The organism is Amphritea atlantica (assembly GCF_024347255.1).
In the GTDB taxonomy this organism is placed as follows: Bacteria; Pseudomonadota; Gammaproteobacteria; order Pseudomonadales; family Balneatricaceae; genus Amphritea; species Amphritea atlantica.
Genome location: NZ_AP025284.1, coordinates 3,176,592 through 3,195,404, shown reverse-complemented (window position 1 = coordinate 3,195,404; position 18,813 = coordinate 3,176,592). Strand labels below are relative to the sequence as shown.

Below are 18,813 nucleotides of genomic sequence, written 5' to 3'. Positions count from 1 at the left end.
CCCTGACTATTACCGGTATTTTATGACTTCTGTTGCTAATTTTTATGCCCCATTGCCTGTACGGCCCTTGCTCCATTTTACGCCACCGACAGCGTGGATGAATGACCCTAACGGGCTGGTTTATTTTGACGGTGAGTATCATCTGTTCTATCAGTATCATCCTGAGGGGCTGGAATGGGGACCGATGCACTGGGGGCACGCGGTCAGTCGCAATATGATTGACTGGCAGCATCTGGATATTGCGCTGTTTCCCGATGAGCGGGGGATGTGTTTTTCCGGTAGTGCGATTGTTGATCACAACGATAGCAGTGGGTTGTTTGATGGTCAGCCGGGTCTGCTGCTCTTTTATACTGCGCACCGGGTAACCGGGAGCGCCGCTGAGGATTATGAGCAGGACCAGTGCATCGCTTATAGTTGTGATAAGGGGCGTAGCTGGCAGAAATATGCTGGGAATCCGGTGATCCCGGTGCCGGGTTTCCGGGACTTTCGTGACCCTAAAGTGATCTGGCATGAGGCTTCGCAGCACTGGGTTATGGCACTGGCCTGTGGCCAGACAATCCGTTTTTACCGTTCTGAAAATCTGCTGGACTGGGCGTTATGCAGTGAGTTTGGTGAGCATCAGGGTTCTCATACAGAGGGCCCCTGGGAGTGCCCTGATCTGTTCGAACTGCCGGTTGAAGGCGGCACAGGCAGTCGCTGGGTGCTGGTTGTCGGGGTTGGGGCAGGCGAAGATAGCTGGGGCTCCTTTACTCAATATTTCATTGGCGATTTTGATGGCACCCATTTTCATAATGAAAATGCCCCGGATAAAGTGCTGCTGATGGATCACTCCCGCGACTTTTATGCGGTACAAAGCTGGTCGGATGCACCGGATAATCGTCGCATCGCCATTGCCTGGATCAATAACTGGTTGTATGCCAATCACATTCCCGAAAATGGCTGGCGTGGCATGATGACCATTCCCAGAGAGATCCGTCTGGTTGCCACCACTGAAGGGGTGAGGATTGGACAGCGGTTTGTGCCAGAACTGGGTGAGCAGCGGGCCTGGCAAAGGACTATGATCACCTGTGGCGCAGTTGATGAGGGCGGGCAGCTTGCCCTGACGGCGGTACAGGAGCGTATCAAACCTGTTCATGGATCGATCAGCTTTGCTATACAGCCGGAAAGTTGCATTGGCCTTTATCTGAGTCAGCCTGAGCAGCCCGATCTGACTTTCAGGCGGACGGATAGTGGGCTGATCATCCGTTATCAGCGTGCGGGACAGAATGGTAATGATGCATTTGATCGCTTTTTCCCCTGTCACTTTGATCTGCCAATCGTTCAGAGCGAGGCTTCAGTAACGCTGGAATGGATCAGTGATAATGGTAGTCTTGAGCTGCTGATTAATGATGGCATCTACTCATTAACCAGTCTGCAGCTGTGCCAGTCTGATTCCGTTGTCGATAATATGCCGAAGCTGAGGGTCGTCAGTGGCGGCATAGAGATAACGGGCGGTCAGACTAACGTTCTTGGTTAGCAGGTTTTGCTGTACTATTCAGCTCTGCTACATGCCAGTTGCACTGAATGCTTAGCCGTCTGTTGATGACGGCTTTTGCTTGTATGAAAAATCTGATCGAGGCCGGTAATTATGGATCATTCACCGTTTCAGGATAGCCTGGAAAACACAGTGTCAGGCATGGCTATGGGTTGCCACGCCCTGCAATGGAACGGATATGAGCTGATTGTTTATAAGGCGCTCTGGGGTGAGCTGGTCCTCTCCCTGCTGGGCGGGCAGGTGCTGTTGTTTCGTCCGGCGGGAGAGAAGCCTCTGTTATGGCTGACAGAAAAGCCTGCTGGCGCACCTGCGGCGATCCGTGGTGGGATCCCGGTCTGCTGGCCCTGGTTTGCGGAACATCCTGAAAAACCTGAGCTGCCTAAGCATGGTGTGGCCCGCACCGCTCGCTGGCAGATCGATGATCAACACGTTGATGATGCCGGTGGACGGTGGCTGATGTCACCGGAGCGCTCGCTGTGTGACGGGATTCAGCTACAACTGGAGATCACTGTGGCCGGTGCTGAGCTTTCGCTGGCGCTGACCACCACTAATGGGTCTGATCAGCCGCTGGCTGTGACTCAGGCACTGCACAGTTATTTTGCGGTGTCTGATAGCCGTGAGACTGAGATACTGGGATTAGCGGATTGCCGCTGTCTGGATAAGGTTCAGGGGATGCAACCGGGAGTGATGCCGTCATCCCTGCGTTTTACTGCGGAAACCGATCTGGTGGTTGAACAGGCAGATAATAGTGAAGCCGTGGTGCTGATTGATCATGGCTGGAAACGTGGGTTGCGCATCACTAAGAGGGGCGGTGGCTCAACGGTTGTCTGGAATCCGGGAGCTGCGGCGGAAAATATCGGTGATGTAGGGATGGATCAGGTGGCCCGGTTTGTCTGTGTCGAAGCTGCCAGAACCCGGTTTTTCGATGATCAGACGCTGGCTGTCGGAGCAACGCAGACGCTGGCGACGTCGGTCAGTGTGCTGCCATACCCTCAGCGCGATCAGCTGGAATAAGCCCACCATTATCACAAATTATCACAATTTATTTCTACGCATCAGGGCAGAGTCTTTCTGCCTTTTTTTGTTTACGGCTTATTGAGCCGTTTCTGCAGATAGCTTTCATAATCCGGTACGCTATAGGGGTGCTTCTGACTCAGTAGCGGTGAGCTGATCATGAAGTCGGCTGAGCTTCGGCTACAGGCAACCGCAACATTCCACACCGCCGCAACCCGCAACAGCGCTTTAACATCAGGGTCGTGGGGCATCGGCTCGAAGGGATCCCAGAAGAATACAATAATGTCGATCTTCTGTTCGGTCAGCATCGCGCCGATCTGCTGATCGCCACCCAGTGGGCCGCTGATCAGTTTGGTGATCGGGATTTGCAGGCTGTTTTCCAGCAGGTGGCCGGTGGTACCGGTGGCATACAGTTGGTGCTGACGCAGCGTGTTAAGGTTCTTTTGTGTCCAGTCGAGCAGATCCTGTTTCATATTGTCGTGAGCGATCAGTGCGATGCGTTTCTGTTCCGGCATCTCAATCTGCTTCATATCCATTCAGGCCTCCTTTTTTGTATTATGTCTATTGATGTTGATAAATAAAAAAAGCCCGCATAGCAGCGGGCAAGCCTTACATCAGGTAACGGTTAGCTGAAGTTGAAATTCCCGGGTTTGCATCGCTTTAAAGGCCGCTTTGAGTAGCGCTTGAGACGGCTTCTTTCGCCAGGCGCATGATGCCTGCCCAGTCTTTATTAGCGATCAGCTCATCCGGTGTCAGCCAGGTGCCACCAACGCACATAACGTTTGCCAGGGCGAGATAATCTGCCGCGGTGTGCACCCGGATACCACCGGTGGGGCAGAACCGGATATCAGCAAAGGGGCCGCCGAAGGCTTTCAGTGTTGCTGTGCCGCCGGATATCTCTGCCGGGAAAAACTTAAAACGCTTATAGCCCCGCTTGATCCCCTCCATCAGCTCAGAAACGGTCTGAATACCTGGCAGATAGATCGTGTCACTGTTTACGCCGTAGTCCAGTAGCTCGCCGGTGATACCCGGGCTGACAATAAAAGAGCTGCCGCTATCGATACAGCGCTGAAAGCTTTCCGGATCGATAACGGTGCCGGCGCCGACTTTGGCCTGAGGCACTGAGTGGGCTATCGCTTCGATCACTTTGAGGGCATTCCCGGTGCGCAGGGTGACTTCAAGTACAGGGAGTCCGCCTTCAACCAACGCTTCGGCAATAGGTACGGCATCTGCTACATTTTCGATGGTGAGCACCGGAATAACTGGTCCCAGGCTGCATAGTTGATCTACTTTCGCAGTCATCTCGGCTGATAGTGTTTGTTTAGTCATACATAATCCTGTTATTTTTTGGGCCTGAGCCAGTTAAATATGATCGTTTTATACACAGGGTGATGGTTATGGCGCCCAGTAGATCATTATCGGGTGTTGCAGAAACAGTTTGATGGGCATCGACTCAGGCTGACTGGTAAGTGCCCGGGACAGAGTCTCCAGTTTGTCGTTTCCACAAATATGTAAAATCCTCAGCTCGCTATTTAGCAGACGCGCGGGTGTAAGAGAGATCCGGGCGTAAGGTGCTGTGGTTGGGTTAACGGCTACACAGTCAGCGTTGCTGGCAAGTGCTGCTTCAAGCTCAGAAGAGCAGGGGAAGAGTGATGCGGTGTGACCATCGTTACCCATGCCTAAGATCACGATATCCAGCGGTCCATCGATTGCTGCCAGCCGTGTGTTACAGCGATCAACCGCCGCTTCGGCTGAGCTATCGGGCTGCCAAAGCGGGATGTAGTGAGCCTCTGTAGCCCGGTTTTGCAGCAGATGAGTATGCAGCAACCCGTCATTGCTATCGGATTCATCAGGGCTGATCCAGCGATCATCAACCAGAGTTACTGTGACGCTTTCCCAGGCGAGCTCAGCATGGCTCAGTTTCTGGAACAGCGGGACCGGGGTTGAACCGCCGGAAACGGCCAGGCTGGCTCTGCCTCTGTTTTCGATTGCTTGCAGTAATCGATGCTGCAGAAGGGTCGACAGGTTGTCTGTCAGCGCCTCCCTTGAATCAAATGCGCAGACCGTTACATGGGCCGGTAAATTCAGATCACTGATCTTCATGCCAGCTATTCCCGTCTTTGATTAACATGAGATCAGATGCTTTGGGGCCCCAGCTGCCAGCAGAATAGGGCTGGGGCGGTTTGGTATCATTCGCCCAGTGTCCCATTAACTGATCACACCAGTTCCAGGCATGTTCAACTTCATCCCGCCGGACAAAGAGGTACTGGTTACCCTGGATAACCTCAAGCAGCAGTCGTTCATAGGCATCGGGTATACGACTTTGTTCAGACGACTGGGAAAAGTTCAGATTCAGCGACTCGCTGCGTAAACGCATCCCTTTATTCAGTCCGTGATCCTTATTCAGAATCTGCAGGGAGATTCCCTCTTCCGGTTGCAGGCGGATAACCAGTTTGTTCTGAGCCAGGTGTCTCTGACTCTCATCGAAGATGAAGTGTGGCTGCGGTTTAAAGTGAACGGTTATCTGTGATAGCTTTTCTGGCATCCGCTTTCCGGTTCTCAGATAGAAGGGCACGCCCGCCCAGCGCCAGTTATTGATCTCTGCCTTGATCGCGACAAAGGTTTCGGTTTTGCTATCCGGGTTTGCGCCTTCCTCCTCCATATAGCCTGGTACGGGATTGCCTTCCAGGACCCCTTTGGTATAACGGCCGCGAACCACATGGGTATTGCACATCTCCAGAGTGATAGGGCGCAGGGCTTTGAGTACCTTCACTTTTTCATTGCGGATCATATCGGCAGACAGATCGTCAGGTGGATCCATTGCGGTCAGGCAGAGCAGTTGTAACAGGTGGTTCTGTACCATATCGCGCATCTGACCCGCTTTATCGAAGTAACCCCAGCGGCCCTCTATGCCGACTTTCTCTGCCACGGTGATCTCAACGTGGGAGATATGACTCTGGTTCCACTGAGAGCCAAACAGAGGGTTGGCAAAGCGCAGGGCGATCAGGTTTTGTACTGTTTCTTTCCCCAGATAGTGATCGATACGGTAGATCTGGGTTTCATCGAAGTACTCAGCTACCTGATCGTTAACCTCATTGGACGATTGGAGGTTATGACCGATCGGTTTTTCCAGAACAACGCAGCTGTTGGTGTTGGTGCAGCCACTCCTGGTCAGGTTTCTGCTGATCGATCCGTAGATGGATGCGGGGGTTGCATAGTAAAAGATCCGGGCCCGTTCAGCGCTTTGATCGAGTATCGCTTTCAGGTTCTGGTAGCTCTCTGTTTCAGTAAAATTGACAGCGCAGTATTCGATTTTGTCCAGAAACCGGGCCAATATTTCAGGCTCAAGCTCGTCTGCCTTAATATATTTTTGCAGACTTTCTTCGCAGGTGTTGGTGAAGCTGGCGGTATCTTCTTCATGTCTGGCGACGCCGATGATTCTCGATTCCTGGCTGAGCAGGCCTGCGCGATCAAGCTGGTAAAGGGATGCAAAGAGTTTGCGTTGCGCAAGGTCACCCATGGCTCCGAAGATGACAATGTCGCTGGAAGTATTAGGAATGGACATGGTTGAACCTGTTTTGTAGTTATTAATGCAATATAATGGCTATACTATGTCTTATTAATTGTATTTTCAATACAAAAATACGTAATATAACAACATAATATTCATCTATCTGTGCCTTGTTTGTCGATATTTGCCCCAAAATAGTGCTGGAAGCGATTTTGGTCCGGGGTTATAGTCACAGTTATATATTTAAATGTAGTTAAATAACCACCATTTAGTCTAGTCGTCTGGCTAAACGGTCTATTGAACCAGAGTAAATAAGCTATGAACCTGTTAGAGCAGATTTACGATCGCCTTGAATCGTTAAATAAATCTGAGCGTAAAGTTGCTAATGTCATCATTGGTGATCCGGCGACGGCAACGCGATTGAGTATAGCGTCACTGGCGCAGGCTGCTTCAGTCAGTGAGCCAACTGTGAACCGCTTCTGTCGTAATTTTGAAGCGAAAGGTTACCCGGATTTTAAGATTCAGCTGGCCCAGAGCCTGGCGGGGGGCACACCCTATGTCAGTCGCAGTGTTGAACAGGATGATTCGACAGAAGAATATACCGATAAAATTTTTACCTCGACGATTGCGGCGCTGGATATTGCCCGTAAAGGGGTGAATGCCGGATTGATCAGTAAAGCGGTTGATTATCTGATTCAGGCAAAACAGATCTCTTTCCTGGGATTAGGGGCATCAGGCCCGGTCGCCACCGATGCACAGCACAAGTTCTTCCGTTTTAATCTGCCGGTCGCCGCGTATGAGGATGTACTGATGATGCGGATGGTTGCTGCAGCGGCGCATACCGGGGACGTATTTGTGGTTATCTCCTACACCGGTCGCACCCGGGAGTTGGTCGATGTTGCTAAGATCGCCCGGGAGAATGGTGCAACGGTGATCGGTATCTCTGCGGAAAACTCGCCATTGGCAAAAGAATGTACGGTGTTACTGGCGGCACCGACACCGGAAGACACCGATATCTATATGCCGATGACCTCACGGATTGTGCAGCTAACCTTGCTGGATGTGCTGGCAACGGGTGTTACGCTGCGCCGGGGCGTTGATTTCCATCAGCATCTGAAGAAGATTAAAGAGAGTCTCAAGGCGACCCGCTATCCCAGTGAGTGATAATTTTCAGGCGCTGTCATTATCAAAAAGCCCGCAACAGCGGGCCTTTTTGCGCCTGCTGATACCGTTATGCTGCGCTGATCCCATAGCGGGGCAGGATTTCACTAATCACCACGAAGCGATGGGCCATCAGCGCGTCATGAAAATGCTTCCAGTCACTGTCGAGGAAAGAGGGGTGATAGGTAAAAATTACGTTCTTTAACTGTTTTGAGCGGGTGTCACTAATCGCTTTGTGTTTCCACGAGCCTTTACCTTTGGCGATATATTCCAGCTTTTCAGGCGGGAAGCCAAACTCGCCATTTTCGATCGCTTTAAGCCAGACTTTGTGGCGTTTGTCTCCATCTTCTTCAATGATACTGCGAAACATTGAGTCCAGCTTTATCGAGTCGCTCTGGTTGAGCCCGGCGACGCTGGCATCGGCATCGCCCAGCTGAAAACGCCGCATCGCTTTACACATCTCCTCAGCCGCTTCCAGAAAATCCTTAGGGTTATCCCGCTCAACAAAGCTGCCTTCGCCATTGGTGTAGTGCCATTTCAGATAGGGACGATCCGGGTAACTCAGTGCAGCACCATGGCCAAGGGGCAACATATCGCCGACAAAGTCTGAGGTGATATCGTCAAACCGGTCGGAAAAGAACTCTTTTACCCTCCCTAACAGGCTGGGGTCCGGGTTATTGTTTTCATCCAGTACATCTTTTACCAGATTGATCCTGTCATTGATCCCTGCAAACCCCTGATGAGCCCAGGTATCGGCATAGACATGCATGGTGATTCCCAGCCGGTGCAGGGCGTTGGGTTTGCTGCGATCTTCAATACAGGCACGCACCATATCCCGGGCAACGAAACTATTGGGTTTGCAGACGATTTTATGGCGGAAATCGGCATCAGGATTCAGCCCTGCCGCTTTGCCTTCGTTGCCTGGCAGAAAATGAAACGGTATCCAGACCTGATGGTTGGCCAGCTTTTCGATGTTTTTATAGTCGAGCATTTTATGGGCCGAGGCGATACGCTTATACATCGCCAGGTTATCAAAGCAGATCAACCCATCATTGGTGGCATCATCAACATATTGCGCGGCATGAGCGATGATCTCTGCTTTCGCATGGCCGAAGCCTGATAGTCTGGCAATCACATAGGTTGTCGCATGGTGAAAATCGATCTGCATAGTCGTTCTCCTTTGCCTCTCAGGCGATGACTGTTTAACGGGTCTTCGTTAAGACAATGCGGTTTTTTCCAGATGATCTAACACAAAGGGATAGACATCGATCACCGCGTTTCTACCGAAAATACAATCGATATGGCCATACCCCGGAATCTCCTGGCGGCTGTACTGGCCTGCACCAAAGTGCTGGCACAGGATGTCATAGGTCAGTTTGGTGCTCATGGGCAGATAGCATTCGTTTTCTGCACCGGAGATAAACAGGATTGGCAGATCAAGCCGGGCCAGGTTGGGCATATAGACATCGTTGCCATCGGCATCAACCAGAGTACCTTTACGACACATCAGTGCCAGGTGCTCAAAGGCGCCGATATTGGCCTCGGCAAACAGTTCATCAAGATTATCGTGTAACAGGTCGGTCAGGGTGCTGTGCTTGTAGAGTGAGGCGTACATAAAGGTGATGCGGTGACAGGTCTCACTGTGGCAATGTCCCTGAGCCTCTGCCATCGCGTACAGGTTGAGAGCCTTATCATAGAGCTGTGTCAGTACCGACCCGGATTCAGGCACCTCTGCGGTGAGGTGATCGACATTCAGCCGCTCCAGAAATGAGGGCAGGTGCAACCCGGTTTTCAGCGCTGTTGTTGGCGGTACGACGAGATTGGTGGCGATCTGAGAGCAGACGATACTGCGAACGCCCTGAAGTCCGGCCAGCATCGACATAAAGAAGGTTGTTGCGCCATAGCAGTGGACCACTGCCTGAATACTGTCTGCCGCGGTGACTGAACATATTTTGCTGATGGCTGCGGGGTAATCGTATTGGGCTACCTGATCGCCATTGGAACGTTGTTTCGCTGCGGCTAACAGGATGCTGACCCGGCAATCGATCAGCCACACATCATATTCATGGGCGACCAGATATTCGACCAGATTGGTGTCGATCATATCGGTGCTGAAGATCGAGGATGCCACCCCCAGGCCGTGAACCAGCATGACCGGCCCTTTTGTGCCCCCCTGAAAACGGGTGAGCTGTAAACTGACACCATCAGCGGTGGTGAATGGGTGGATCTCGGGCGCTGGCGCCCGCAAGGGGCGTTTCTTTCGTGGAGCTTTGGGTTCATCACAATGGCTATCGTAGAATATCCCGCCGTAATTCTCATACAGTACACCGGCAAAGAATTTACCGAAGCGGGCTATTGCGCTGAGTCTCTGTTCCATATTCTCAGCATGGGTGACCTCCATGGTGGTCATCTGTACCGCAAAGTCAGCGGGCAGTATATTGAGAACCCCTTTACCCGCCAGCAGGCCGCTGTCATCACTGCCTTTATAGACGGTTACATAGAGGGTTGAGGTATCCGGCCAGATATGCAGGGCATCGGGATCGTTACTGATCAGCTTATATCCCTTGAAGTAATAGAGTACGCCCTGTTCGGTGGTTAACAGCATGGAGTAGATCATATGCCGGGTATCTGGCGGAGATGGCATCTGCTCGAACAGATTGAACTCGCCTTCACTGACACTCATCGGCTTATCCGAGAGCGCAGGGCAGGTCACGGTGCCGCTGATCTGGGCGCTATGATCATCACTTGTGAGCATCGTTTCCAGGTCATGGGAGTGTATGGTCAGGGTAAACTCCATCGGTAATGCTGTCGCGTTTGCTGCAGCGTTGCGATAGCTTTCCAGTGCTTCGCCGGTATCGGCTGTGGTCGAGAACTGCCCCCGCATCGTTTCTGTAAAACGGATGCCTAAGGTGGGTGAGGGGTGCGGCTTAACCGGTGCCGAAGGCAGTGTATAGTCTATCTCCCAGCCCCGGTCGGCGGCGATCAGTGCGCAGCAACGCTCGCTGATGGCACTGATGGTCAGCAGAGGGTTTACTGCCAGCGATGTCGGTATGACGGAGCCGTCGGTGACATAGAGGTTTTCATAGACCGAGGTGTCGGAATCGCTGAACAGCTGACCTTTATGATTGACCACTCCCTGGGCGCCGCTGATCGCCATATTACAGCCACCCAGAGGGTGAACGGTAACCAGACTCTGTTTGAACAGAGGGGTCCATAAAGGATTTTCCACATACTGCCCCCCCAGCGCCTTAGTGGCGCTGAGCAGGTTTTTATTGCCGTTGATAAAGTTCTGTTGATGCCCCACATTGGGCCACTCAATCTGTAGCCGGTCGTTGACTAAGCGGGCCTGACCTTCACCACTGTCATGACTCATGATCAGATAAGTCTGGGTATTATGAATGGCACCATGGTAGGGGCCCCGCAGTAAACTCTCCGTGACCCGGGTTTGCTCCTGTATCTCATCGAGCATGCCACTGTCGGTATCTTCACCGATAAGGTTTTCAGCGGCTGCCAGTGCCGTTGGCAGGAAGTTGCCAATCGCACCGGGCAGTGAGCCCTCCTCAATGACCATACGTTTGCGCCAGTCGTCATGTTCGGTGCGGATAACACTGGTGATGCAGGGGCCAACGGGCTGTCGGCCATCAGGTTTGAGGTTGCCAAAGCCGATACCGTTAATCGTCTGGTCGCAGTTATAACCAAAACCGAGAATATCGCCATTGCCGCTGAAACCATAGCCCAACTGGTCACTTATCGGCAATCCCCTGGCTTTACTGCGTAACAGAATCTCGTTAGAACCCAGGGTTCCTGCACTGAGGATAACGATATCAGCTCTGATAAACAGAGGGGTGGCATCGAACTTTTCGCGTCCGACCTCTACCTCCTGATAGTGAATTAACCAGCCGGCATCGGTTTTCTGCAGATAGCGGACATCCGCCTGACAGAATATCTCCGCGCCATGGTTCCAGGCATCGGGCAGATAGTTCATCCGGGTGGTGTTTTTGGCACCATAATTACAGCCTGATACACAGTCGCCGCAATTGGTGCAGGCTTGCTGCTCAACGCCGACATGGTTTACACCACTGCCGGGTGTTTTAAAGGTGACATTGATCGGGGTGCGACAAAAGGGTTCATTCATCGCAGTCGCTGAACGCTTATGTGCTTCGGTTTTTGCCAGGGTGGGCCAGTCATCTGGGTAGAGTGTCGGCTTGAGCATCTCTCTGGCTCGCTGATACCCCTCTTTCAGCAAACTGTCCTTATGCTGCAGAATCTCCGGAGGCCAGCAGGGGGCTTCGAATACATCCGGGTCGGGTTCCAGGGAGACATTCGCATTGATCAGCGATGTGCCGCCTAAACCGCAGCCGACCACTACATTCTGTTGTGCATGAACGTGGATATCAAAGAGACCGATACGGGAGCCGATATGCCCCGCAGGGGTGTGGAACTGTATATCCTTGAACACCTCATTGGCGGTGTCGGGAAATTCGCCTACCAGAAACTCCCGTCCGCGTTCCAGCAGACAGACCTTCTTTCCGGCTCTGGACATTCGGGATGCGGCGATGCCTCCGCCATAACCAGAGCCTATAACGACCACATCATAGTGGGACTGAATCTCATCGAGCGGCAGTGCGATCGGTTTCATGGTGGCTCCCTGTTAAGTGGTTATTTTAAGTTAATTTCGTACTCGTCAAAGTCCCGTGCAGGCAGGTTTTCGCTGTCCCTTTCCCGTACTCGCCAGGCGTTAACTTTAAGCCTGACTTCACCGTTGTCGTCCCGATTGAAGCTGGCGGTCATAAAGTGCTCCCGGGTCCGCGCCTTTGGATAGGCCGATAATGGCCAGCCTTTTTTTGTGCTGACCGCGAATGATTTGTCATACCGCACCGGTTTTGCCGACCATCCGGGAATGCTGAACAGCGTGGGGTCGGGAAATTTTTTCGGTTTGAAGCTGGGGGTTGCAGTCGCGATGCCGTTGAGACCAGTGAGATTTGACAGGGGAGAGGCTATCACTTCGATCAGGCGGCCACCCTGTGGCCCCAGTGAAGCGACCGCAATACGGCCAAAATGAACATCGCCACTGAGCAGAACAATATCGTGACCGCTCTCCCCCAGTGCCTCTATCAGTTGCTGATACTGCTGCTTAAAACTGAGCAGGTTCCGCTCGGTTTTGTTCTCTTCAACAATCAGCGGCTGGGGGATTACCAGCACTCCGGGTGCGGTCAGTGACCGGGCCCAGTGGGTCAGGCGGTCAAAATCAGCATCTGGCAGGAAACTGTGCTGATCCCGGTAGGAGCGCAGATCAGCGAGACAGAATGACAGTTCATCACCAAGCTTAAAAAAATCGAGCCGTGGGCTTTGCTGAACTCTCTGAACCCCATCGTATGCAGCCCTGCTCCAGGTCTCCCGGACCTGTTTAATTTTAAGTGTCAGCAGGGTGGGAATCAGCGAGTCGTAAAAGGGATAATCGTTCCAGTATTCATGATCATCGGGCAGCATCCAGGTAGCTCCCCGGTTAAGAATACTGCCCAGAGCCTGCCAGTGAAGCGCATAGTCGTCTGCTACCCGCTGTCTTATTTCGCTGTTAACAAAGGAGAGTGAATCAAAACCGATATCCAGATACACCTGATCGCCGGTGAGAAAGGTGATCGCGGGTTTGACGGCCTCATCCCCCCGGTCGTACAGTGCTTTGTAAGATCCAGCGGCCTGGCCCCCGTCCCGGTGGTTATAGAAGCAACTGCCAAAACCGACGGTAAAGGGTTTCTGACTGCTGTCGGGAAGCTGGGCAGGCAGGGTTTCAAATTGCCCTGTGCGAAGCTGCTGCCAGGACTCATCCCTGACGCCCTCAATTGCCTCAATGCGCCTCAGAAAATTGATTTTATAATGTGTGCCGGGCTGCAGGTTGTCAAAGCTGGCGGTGACATAGAACCGTTTACGGAGATAACTGAAGGGTCTGTTCCAGTCTGCTTTAGTGATCTCATGGACCACTGTGTGGTCGGGTGATACCAGCTCAATTCTGGCGTGATCAGGCATTTTTAATGTTGAGAAGAGTGTGCCTGCCCAGACCTTCACCGAGTTCTGAGTTGCCCGCAGCACCACCAGTGACCATTGACCGGTATTTGTCCTTATTGCATCGCTCATTGTGATTATTCCTTGTTTTTCAGATCCGGGAGCCATCCGCTACCCTCTGAGCGTCCATAGATCAATGTAGGCAATGAGATGGGGGTTAGCCAACAAAAACCTCATACAGGCATATGAAGTAAATTCATACAACTGTTTTAAGTGGTAGTTTTTTGCACCTATATGGAGAAAAACATGTTAAAAAAGAGAGCCGGGTAACGACTTAAAGTGGATATCTGATAGAGGTCATTGTGCTATCGCAGCGATTATATTCAGATAGGATGTGTAGCGATTTTACGACTACGCTATACCTGCAACGGTGTAAATGTCATGAAGGATGAGAATATGAATAACCGAATCCAGGCGATCATTCAGCGTTATCAGACCGACCGGACCCGCCTGCTTGATATGCTCTGGGAACTTCATCATCTGTATGGTTACCTCCCCGATGAGGCGCTGTCTGAGCTGGCGGACGGGCTGAATATGGCCGTTGAGGATGTGCGTGAAACCAGCTCTTTCTACCACTATTTTCACCACCGGTCGACCGGCAGCTACACCCTCTATCTGAGCAATACGGTGATCGCCAGGATGCAGGGCTATCAGGAAGTCCTGGACGCACTGGAACGCGAGACCGGCGCGACGCTGGGGGAGATGGATCCCTCCGGAACCTTTAGTTTGTATGACACCCCCTGTATTGGCCTGAGTGACCAGGAACCGGCCATGCTGGTGGATGAGGTGGTCTTTACCCGCCTGACCCCGGAAAAAGTATCCAGCATTATTAGTCAGTTAAAATGTGGCCGGTCACCAGAAGAGATCGCTAATCCCAGGGCTCTGCCTAAAACTGATATTGCCTATGTTGATCAGTTGGTAGAAACCAATATCTGCAAAGCCGGGCCAGTTTTTTTCCACAACGGGAATGACTTTCCTGAACTGTTGAAAAACTGTTTGGACGCAGGCCCGGAGGCGGTTATTGGGGCTATTACTCAAGCCCAACTGAGAGGACATGGGGGAGCGGGTTTTGCCACCGGTTTAAAATGGAAACTCTGCCGTGAGGCTCCGGGAGCGACTAAATACGTTATCTGTAATGCTGACGAGGGAGAGCCTGGCACCTTCAAAGACCGGGTCCTATTGACCCGCTCGCCTCAGGCTGTATTGATGGGAATGGTGCTGGCCGCCAGCGTTATTGGCGCCCGTGAAGGCATTATCTATCTGCGGCAGGAGTATATCTACCTGAAAGCGTATCTGGAGCAGCAGTTACAACTGTTCAGAGAGCAACGGCTGCTGGGGAATAACATTCTCGGGCACGCTGATTTTAACTTTGATATCCGTATTCAGATGGGGGCCGGTGCCTATATTTGTGGTGATGAATCCGCGCTGATCGAATCCTGCGAGGGTAAGCGTGGCACACCCCGGGTAAAACCCCCATACCCGGTAGAGCAGGGATATCTGGGGATGCCCACCTGTGTGAACAATGTTGAGACGCTGGTTGCGGTTACCCGGGTGATGCAGGAAGGAGCTGAATGGTATCAGAGCCTGGGCACTGAGGATTCCCGGGGCTGCCGGTTGATGAGTGTGTCGGGGGACTGTCAGCGCCCCGGTGTTTATGAAATAGAGTGGGGTACCACCCTGAATCAGTTACTTACTCTGGTTGGGGCTGAGGACCCCTGGGCGGTGCAGATCAGCGGTCCCTCCGGGGAGTGTGTTGCGGTCGACAAAGGCGGTGAGCGGCGTTTTGGATACGGGGATCTTTCCTGTAATGGCTCGGTGATGATCTTCAATCGCAGCCGCGATCTTCTCGGTATTGTGAAGCACTTCATGCAGTTTTTTGTTGATGAGTCCTGCGGTATCTGTACTCCCTGCCGGTCGGGTAATGTTGATCTGCGTAACAAGATGGAGCGGATCATTGCCGGTCGGGGATGTCAGCAGGATCTGGATGAGATGGTGAGTTGGGGACAACTGGTGCGTAGTACCAGCCGTTGTGGACTGGGGGGCACATCCCCCAATCCGATTCTGACTACATTGCAGCAGTTTCCTGAGCTCTATCAGGCAAAGCTGACAGAGCAGTCGGGAGTTTTGTTACCCTCATTTGATCTTGAGGCCGCGTTACAGGGGAACGAGCGGGCGAGGATCGAACTGACTCACCACGACTATATTCCCCGAGAACTGATTCAAGACCCGGAGACGGAAAAATGAGCATTCAGATAACCATTGATGGTCAGCCAGTCGTTACCGAAGCCGGTGAAAATCTGGTGGACGTTGCAGCGCAAAACAGCGTCTATATTCCCACACTTTGTTATCTGAAGGGGAAGCCCTGTCTGGGCACCTGTCGCGTCTGTTCAGTCCGGGTGAATGGCCATATTACCGCGGCCTGTAGTGTGCCGGTGACTGAGGGTATGCAGGTTGAAGTCGACACAACAGAGCTGGCGGATATGCGCAAGGCACTGATTGAGTCGCTTTTTTCCGAGGGTAATCACAACTGCCCCAGCTGCGAAAAAAGCGGTCGTTGCGAGCTTCAGGCCACCGGCTATGAGGTTGAGATGGTGGTGTCCCGTTTCCCCTATCGGTTCCCGCTCAGACCGCGTGAGGTAGCAGCAGATCATATCTGGCTGGAGCGTGACCGCTGTATTTTCTGCCAGCGCTGTGTTGAGTTTATCCGGGACCGTCAAACCGATCAGAAAATATTTTCTATCAAGGGGCGGGGCATTACTGCACAGATTGAGGTTAATACTGAGCTGGCCAACCGGATGCCGCCGGAGCAGGTACGCGAAGCCGCGGATATCTGTCCGGTGGGTTGTATCATTGAAAAGGGGGTCGGTTTTAACGATCCGATCGGGCGGCGTAAATTTGAGCTTCAATCGGTGCGTGAGCGGGCATTGGGGGAGGAAGAGTCATGAGTAAATCCGGTAAAAACCAGACCTGTTCCCATGATCTGCCGGCGACCCAGCTGAACCCTGCATTGCAGGCTGCACGGGATAATAAGATAAAAGTTGCCATGATCGGCCTGTGTGGCTGCTGGGGTTGTACCCTGTCAATGCTGGATATGGATGAGGCGCTGCTGGGGCTGCTGGATAAAGTCACTATTCTGCGTTCATCGCTGACCGATATTAAGCGGATTCGTGAACGTTGCGCCATCGGTTTTGTCGAAGGAGGAATCGCCAATGAGGAGAATATTGAGACCCTGAAAGAGTTTCGTGAGAACTGCGACATCCTGATATCGGTGGGTGCCTGTGCGGTCTGGGGCGGTGTTCCGGCGATGCGAAACGAGGTGGAACTGAGTGATTGCCTGCGAGAGGCCTATGTGGATTCGGTGACCGCTGTACCCGATGCGATACCCACGATTCCCTATCATGAAGATATACCGAGGATAACCACCCGGGTCTACCCCTGTCATGAAGTGGTTAAAATGGATTATTTTATTCCTGGTTGCCCGCCCGACGGAGCAACCATTCTAAAAGTGCTGGATGATCTGATTAACGGGCGCGAATTCGATCTGCCTGCATCGATTAACCGATACGATTAACAGAGGGAACCGTGATGAGTCGAAAACTGGTTATTGATCCTGTTACCCGTATTGAGGGACATGGCAAAGTCACCATTCAACTGGATGATGACAATAACGTCACCGATGCCAAACTTCATGTGGTGGAGTTCCGCGGCTTCGAAAAACTGATACAGGGGCACCCCTACTGGGAGGCTCCGATGCTGCTGCAACGGATCTGTGGCATCTGTTTTGTCAGCCACCACCTGTGTGGTGCCAAAGCGCTGGACGACATGGTGGGGGTCGGGCTGGGGTCGGGTATCCCAATGTTGCCAACGGCGGAAAAAGTCCGTCGGCTGGGGCACTATGCCCAGCAGTTACAATCCCATGTCACCGCCTATTTTTATCTGGTGGTTCCTGAGATGCTGTTTGGTATGGATGCCCCGCCGGAGCAGCGTAATGTGCTCGGGCTGGTGGAGCAGAATCCGGCGCTGGTAAAGCGGGTTGTGGCGTTGCGTAAGTGGGGCCAGGAGCTGATCAGGACGGTGTTGGGTAAGAGAATGCACGGTATCAGCTCGGTGCCGGGCGGCGTGAGCAAGAATATCAGTCTTGAAGAGCGTGATCGTTTTCTTAACGGTGAGGAGGGACTTCTCTCTATCGATGAGGTTATCGAATACGCTCAGGAAGGCCTGAAGCTGTTTTATGAGTTTCATGAGCAGCACCGGGAGCAGGTAGACAGTTTTGCTGTTGTCCCATCTCTGGATATGTGTCTGGTCAATGATGAGGGGAATGTGGATTACTACCACGGCAGAATCCGTATTCTCGATGAAGACAAGCGGATTGTGCGGGAGTTTGATTATCACGATTATCTTGAGCATTTCTCTGAAGCGACCGAAGAGTGGAGTTATATGAAGTTTCCTTTCCTCAAGGATCTGGGACGGGAGAAAGGCTCGGTACGGGTGGGGCCGTTGGCGCGGATGAATGTGACAAAGACGCTCTCTACCCCGCTGGCTCAGGCGGCGCTGGAAAAATTCCACGCCTATACCGGTGGTAAGTCAAACAATATGACCCTGCATACCAACTGGGCGCGGGCGATAGAAATTATCCATTCAGCGGAGCTGATTAAAGAGCTGCTGCATGATCCCGATCTGCAAAACGAGCAGTTGCTAATGACGCCCGCAGACAACGCCTGGACCGGCGAGGGGATCGGTGTTGTTGAGGCCCCGCGGGGGACTCTGCTGCATCACTACCGGGCGGACAGATCGGGCAGTATCAGTTTCGCTAATCTGATTGTGTCGACAACCCAGAACAATAGTGTTATCAACCGGACCGTCAGGTCGGTTGCGCAGGACTATATCAGCGGTAAAGCTGAAATTACCGAAGGGATGATGAATGCGATCGAAGTGGGGATTCGCGCTTATGACCCCTGTCTCAGCTGTGCAACCCATGCACTGGGGCAGATGCCGCTGGAGATCTCACTGTTCGATGCTGAGGGGCAGATAGTCGATGAACAGCGCCGTTGAACCGGTTCAGTTATCGCTGGCAGATTTTGGTCATGAAAACTGTCTGATCTATGGCATCGGTAATGTGGGACGCCAGGATGATGGACTGGGGTGGGCGTTTGTTGACTGGCTCGAAGCCGCCGGGCTCTGCGTTGAAGCAGAGAGGGTGCGAAACTATCAGTTGTTTCTCGAAGATGCCGACCTGATCAGCAGTAAGCAAAAAGTGCTGTTTATCGATGCTACCCGGAGTCCGGAGGTGAGTACGTTTTCGCTGTACAGGGCCAGGGCCGAGCTGGATTTCAGCTTCACCTCCCATGCGATCTCCATTCCCTCGATCATCGCCACTTGTCAGCTCTGTTTTGAACGGCAACCCGAGGTCTATGTTCTGGCGATCAGAGGTTATGAGTGGGAGTTGCAGGAGGGGCTGACTGTCGCTGCGAAGTCTAATTTAGATGCGGCTATTGCCCACTTCAGTGCTGACTGAGCCCCTTTCTGGCCCGGG

15 protein-coding genes are annotated in these 18,813 nt (G+C 52.5%); 8 read left to right on the top strand and 7 right to left on the bottom strand.

Features of this window, described 5'->3' with window-relative positions; translation table 11 throughout:
* The first annotated feature begins 22 nt into the window (after positions 1–22).
* Complete coding sequence (locus OCU43_RS22230) at positions 23–1,516, top strand: glycoside hydrolase family 32 protein (RefSeq protein WP_091356698.1); 1,494 nt, start codon at positions 23–25, stop codon at positions 1,514–1,516.
* Positions 1,517–1,627: 111 nt separating this feature from the next.
* Positions 1,628–2,548: a D-hexose-6-phosphate mutarotase gene (locus OCU43_RS14605; RefSeq protein ID WP_091356699.1), complete on the top strand. Its 921-nt coding sequence runs from the start codon at positions 1,628–1,630 to the stop codon at positions 2,546–2,548.
* A gap of 71 nt (positions 2,549–2,619) precedes the next feature.
* On the opposite strand, the gene OCU43_RS14600 is transcribed toward OCU43_RS14605, so the two are convergent.
* The 4 genes from OCU43_RS14600 to zwf all read right to left on the bottom strand — a co-directional run bounded on the left by OCU43_RS14600 (position 2,620) and on the right by zwf (position 6,113).
* The gene (locus OCU43_RS14600) at positions 2,620–3,084 is read right to left on the bottom strand and encodes a methylglyoxal synthase (protein ID WP_091356702.1); all 465 of its coding nucleotides are present in this window, start codon (positions 3,082–3,084) and stop codon (positions 2,620–2,622) included.
* A 124-nt stretch (positions 3,085–3,208) separates the two neighbouring features.
* Entirely contained in the window at positions 3,209–3,850 is a 642-nt protein-coding gene (locus tag OCU43_RS14595; protein ID WP_376787871.1) for a bifunctional 4-hydroxy-2-oxoglutarate aldolase/2-dehydro-3-deoxy-phosphogluconate aldolase, read from the bottom strand.
* 93 nt (positions 3,851–3,943) lie between these two features.
* Positions 3,944–4,651: a 6-phosphogluconolactonase gene (gene pgl / locus OCU43_RS14590; RefSeq protein WP_091356707.1), complete on the bottom strand. Its 708-nt coding sequence runs from the start codon at positions 4,649–4,651 to the stop codon at positions 3,944–3,946.
* Positions 4,638–6,113 carry a glucose-6-phosphate dehydrogenase gene (gene zwf, locus OCU43_RS14585; RefSeq protein ID WP_091356709.1) on the bottom strand — a complete coding sequence of 492 codons (1,476 nt, stop codon included), beginning with the start codon at positions 6,111–6,113 and terminating at the stop codon, positions 4,638–4,640. Before zwf ends, pgl begins: the two co-directional genes overlap by 14 nt.
* A gap of 264 nt (positions 6,114–6,377) precedes the next feature.
* Between zwf and OCU43_RS14580 the strand changes: the two genes are divergently transcribed.
* On the top strand, positions 6,378–7,223 hold the full coding sequence (locus OCU43_RS14580) for a MurR/RpiR family transcriptional regulator (protein WP_091356712.1): 846 nt from the start codon (positions 6,378–6,380) through the stop codon (positions 7,221–7,223).
* A 67-nt stretch (positions 7,224–7,290) separates the two neighbouring features.
* Here the strand turns inward: OCU43_RS14580 and OCU43_RS14575 are convergent, their stop codons facing one another.
* The 3 genes from OCU43_RS14575 to OCU43_RS14565 are packed head-to-tail and all read right to left on the bottom strand — an operon-like array spanning position 7,291 to position 13,352.
* Positions 7,291–8,388, bottom strand: coding sequence for a DUF6765 family protein (locus OCU43_RS14575; RefSeq protein ID WP_091356714.1), 1,098 nt, complete (start codon positions 8,386–8,388; stop codon positions 7,291–7,293).
* 48 nt (positions 8,389–8,436) lie between these two features.
* The gene (locus OCU43_RS14570) at positions 8,437–11,859 is read right to left on the bottom strand and encodes a GMC oxidoreductase (protein ID WP_091356716.1); all 3,423 of its coding nucleotides are present in this window, start codon (positions 11,857–11,859) and stop codon (positions 8,437–8,439) included.
* Positions 11,860–11,879: 20 nt separating this feature from the next.
* Positions 11,880–13,352 carry a metallophosphoesterase family protein gene (locus OCU43_RS14565; protein WP_091356719.1) on the bottom strand — a complete coding sequence of 491 codons (1,473 nt, stop codon included), beginning with the start codon at positions 13,350–13,352 and terminating at the stop codon, positions 11,880–11,882.
* A 324-nt stretch (positions 13,353–13,676) separates the two neighbouring features.
* Between OCU43_RS14565 and OCU43_RS14560 the strand changes: the two genes are divergently transcribed.
* From OCU43_RS14560 to OCU43_RS14540, 5 genes are read left to right on the top strand one after another with little or no spacing between them, the layout of a single operon-like run.
* Entirely contained in the window at positions 13,677–15,524 is a 1,848-nt protein-coding gene (locus tag OCU43_RS14560; protein ID WP_091356720.1) for an NAD(P)H-dependent oxidoreductase subunit E, read from the top strand.
* The gene (locus OCU43_RS14555; protein ID WP_091356723.1) at positions 15,521–16,225 is read left to right on the top strand and encodes a 2Fe-2S iron-sulfur cluster-binding protein; all 705 of its coding nucleotides are present in this window, start codon (positions 15,521–15,523) and stop codon (positions 16,223–16,225) included. The genes OCU43_RS14560 and OCU43_RS14555 overlap by 4 nt, the downstream gene beginning before the upstream one ends.
* The gene (locus OCU43_RS14550) at positions 16,222–16,851 is read left to right on the top strand and encodes an NADH-quinone oxidoreductase subunit B family protein (RefSeq protein WP_091356725.1); all 630 of its coding nucleotides are present in this window, start codon (positions 16,222–16,224) and stop codon (positions 16,849–16,851) included. Before OCU43_RS14555 ends, OCU43_RS14550 begins: the two co-directional genes overlap by 4 nt.
* A 14-nt stretch (positions 16,852–16,865) precedes the next feature.
* Positions 16,866–18,332 (top strand): Ni/Fe hydrogenase subunit alpha, encoded by a 1,467-nt coding sequence (locus OCU43_RS14545; RefSeq protein ID WP_091356728.1) that lies wholly within the window; start codon positions 16,866–16,868, stop codon positions 18,330–18,332.
* Complete coding sequence (locus OCU43_RS14540) at positions 18,316–18,795, top strand: hydrogenase maturation protease (protein ID WP_091356730.1); 480 nt, start codon at positions 18,316–18,318, stop codon at positions 18,793–18,795. The genes OCU43_RS14545 and OCU43_RS14540 overlap by 17 nt, the downstream gene beginning before the upstream one ends.
* Positions 18,796–18,813: the final 18 nt, after the last annotated feature.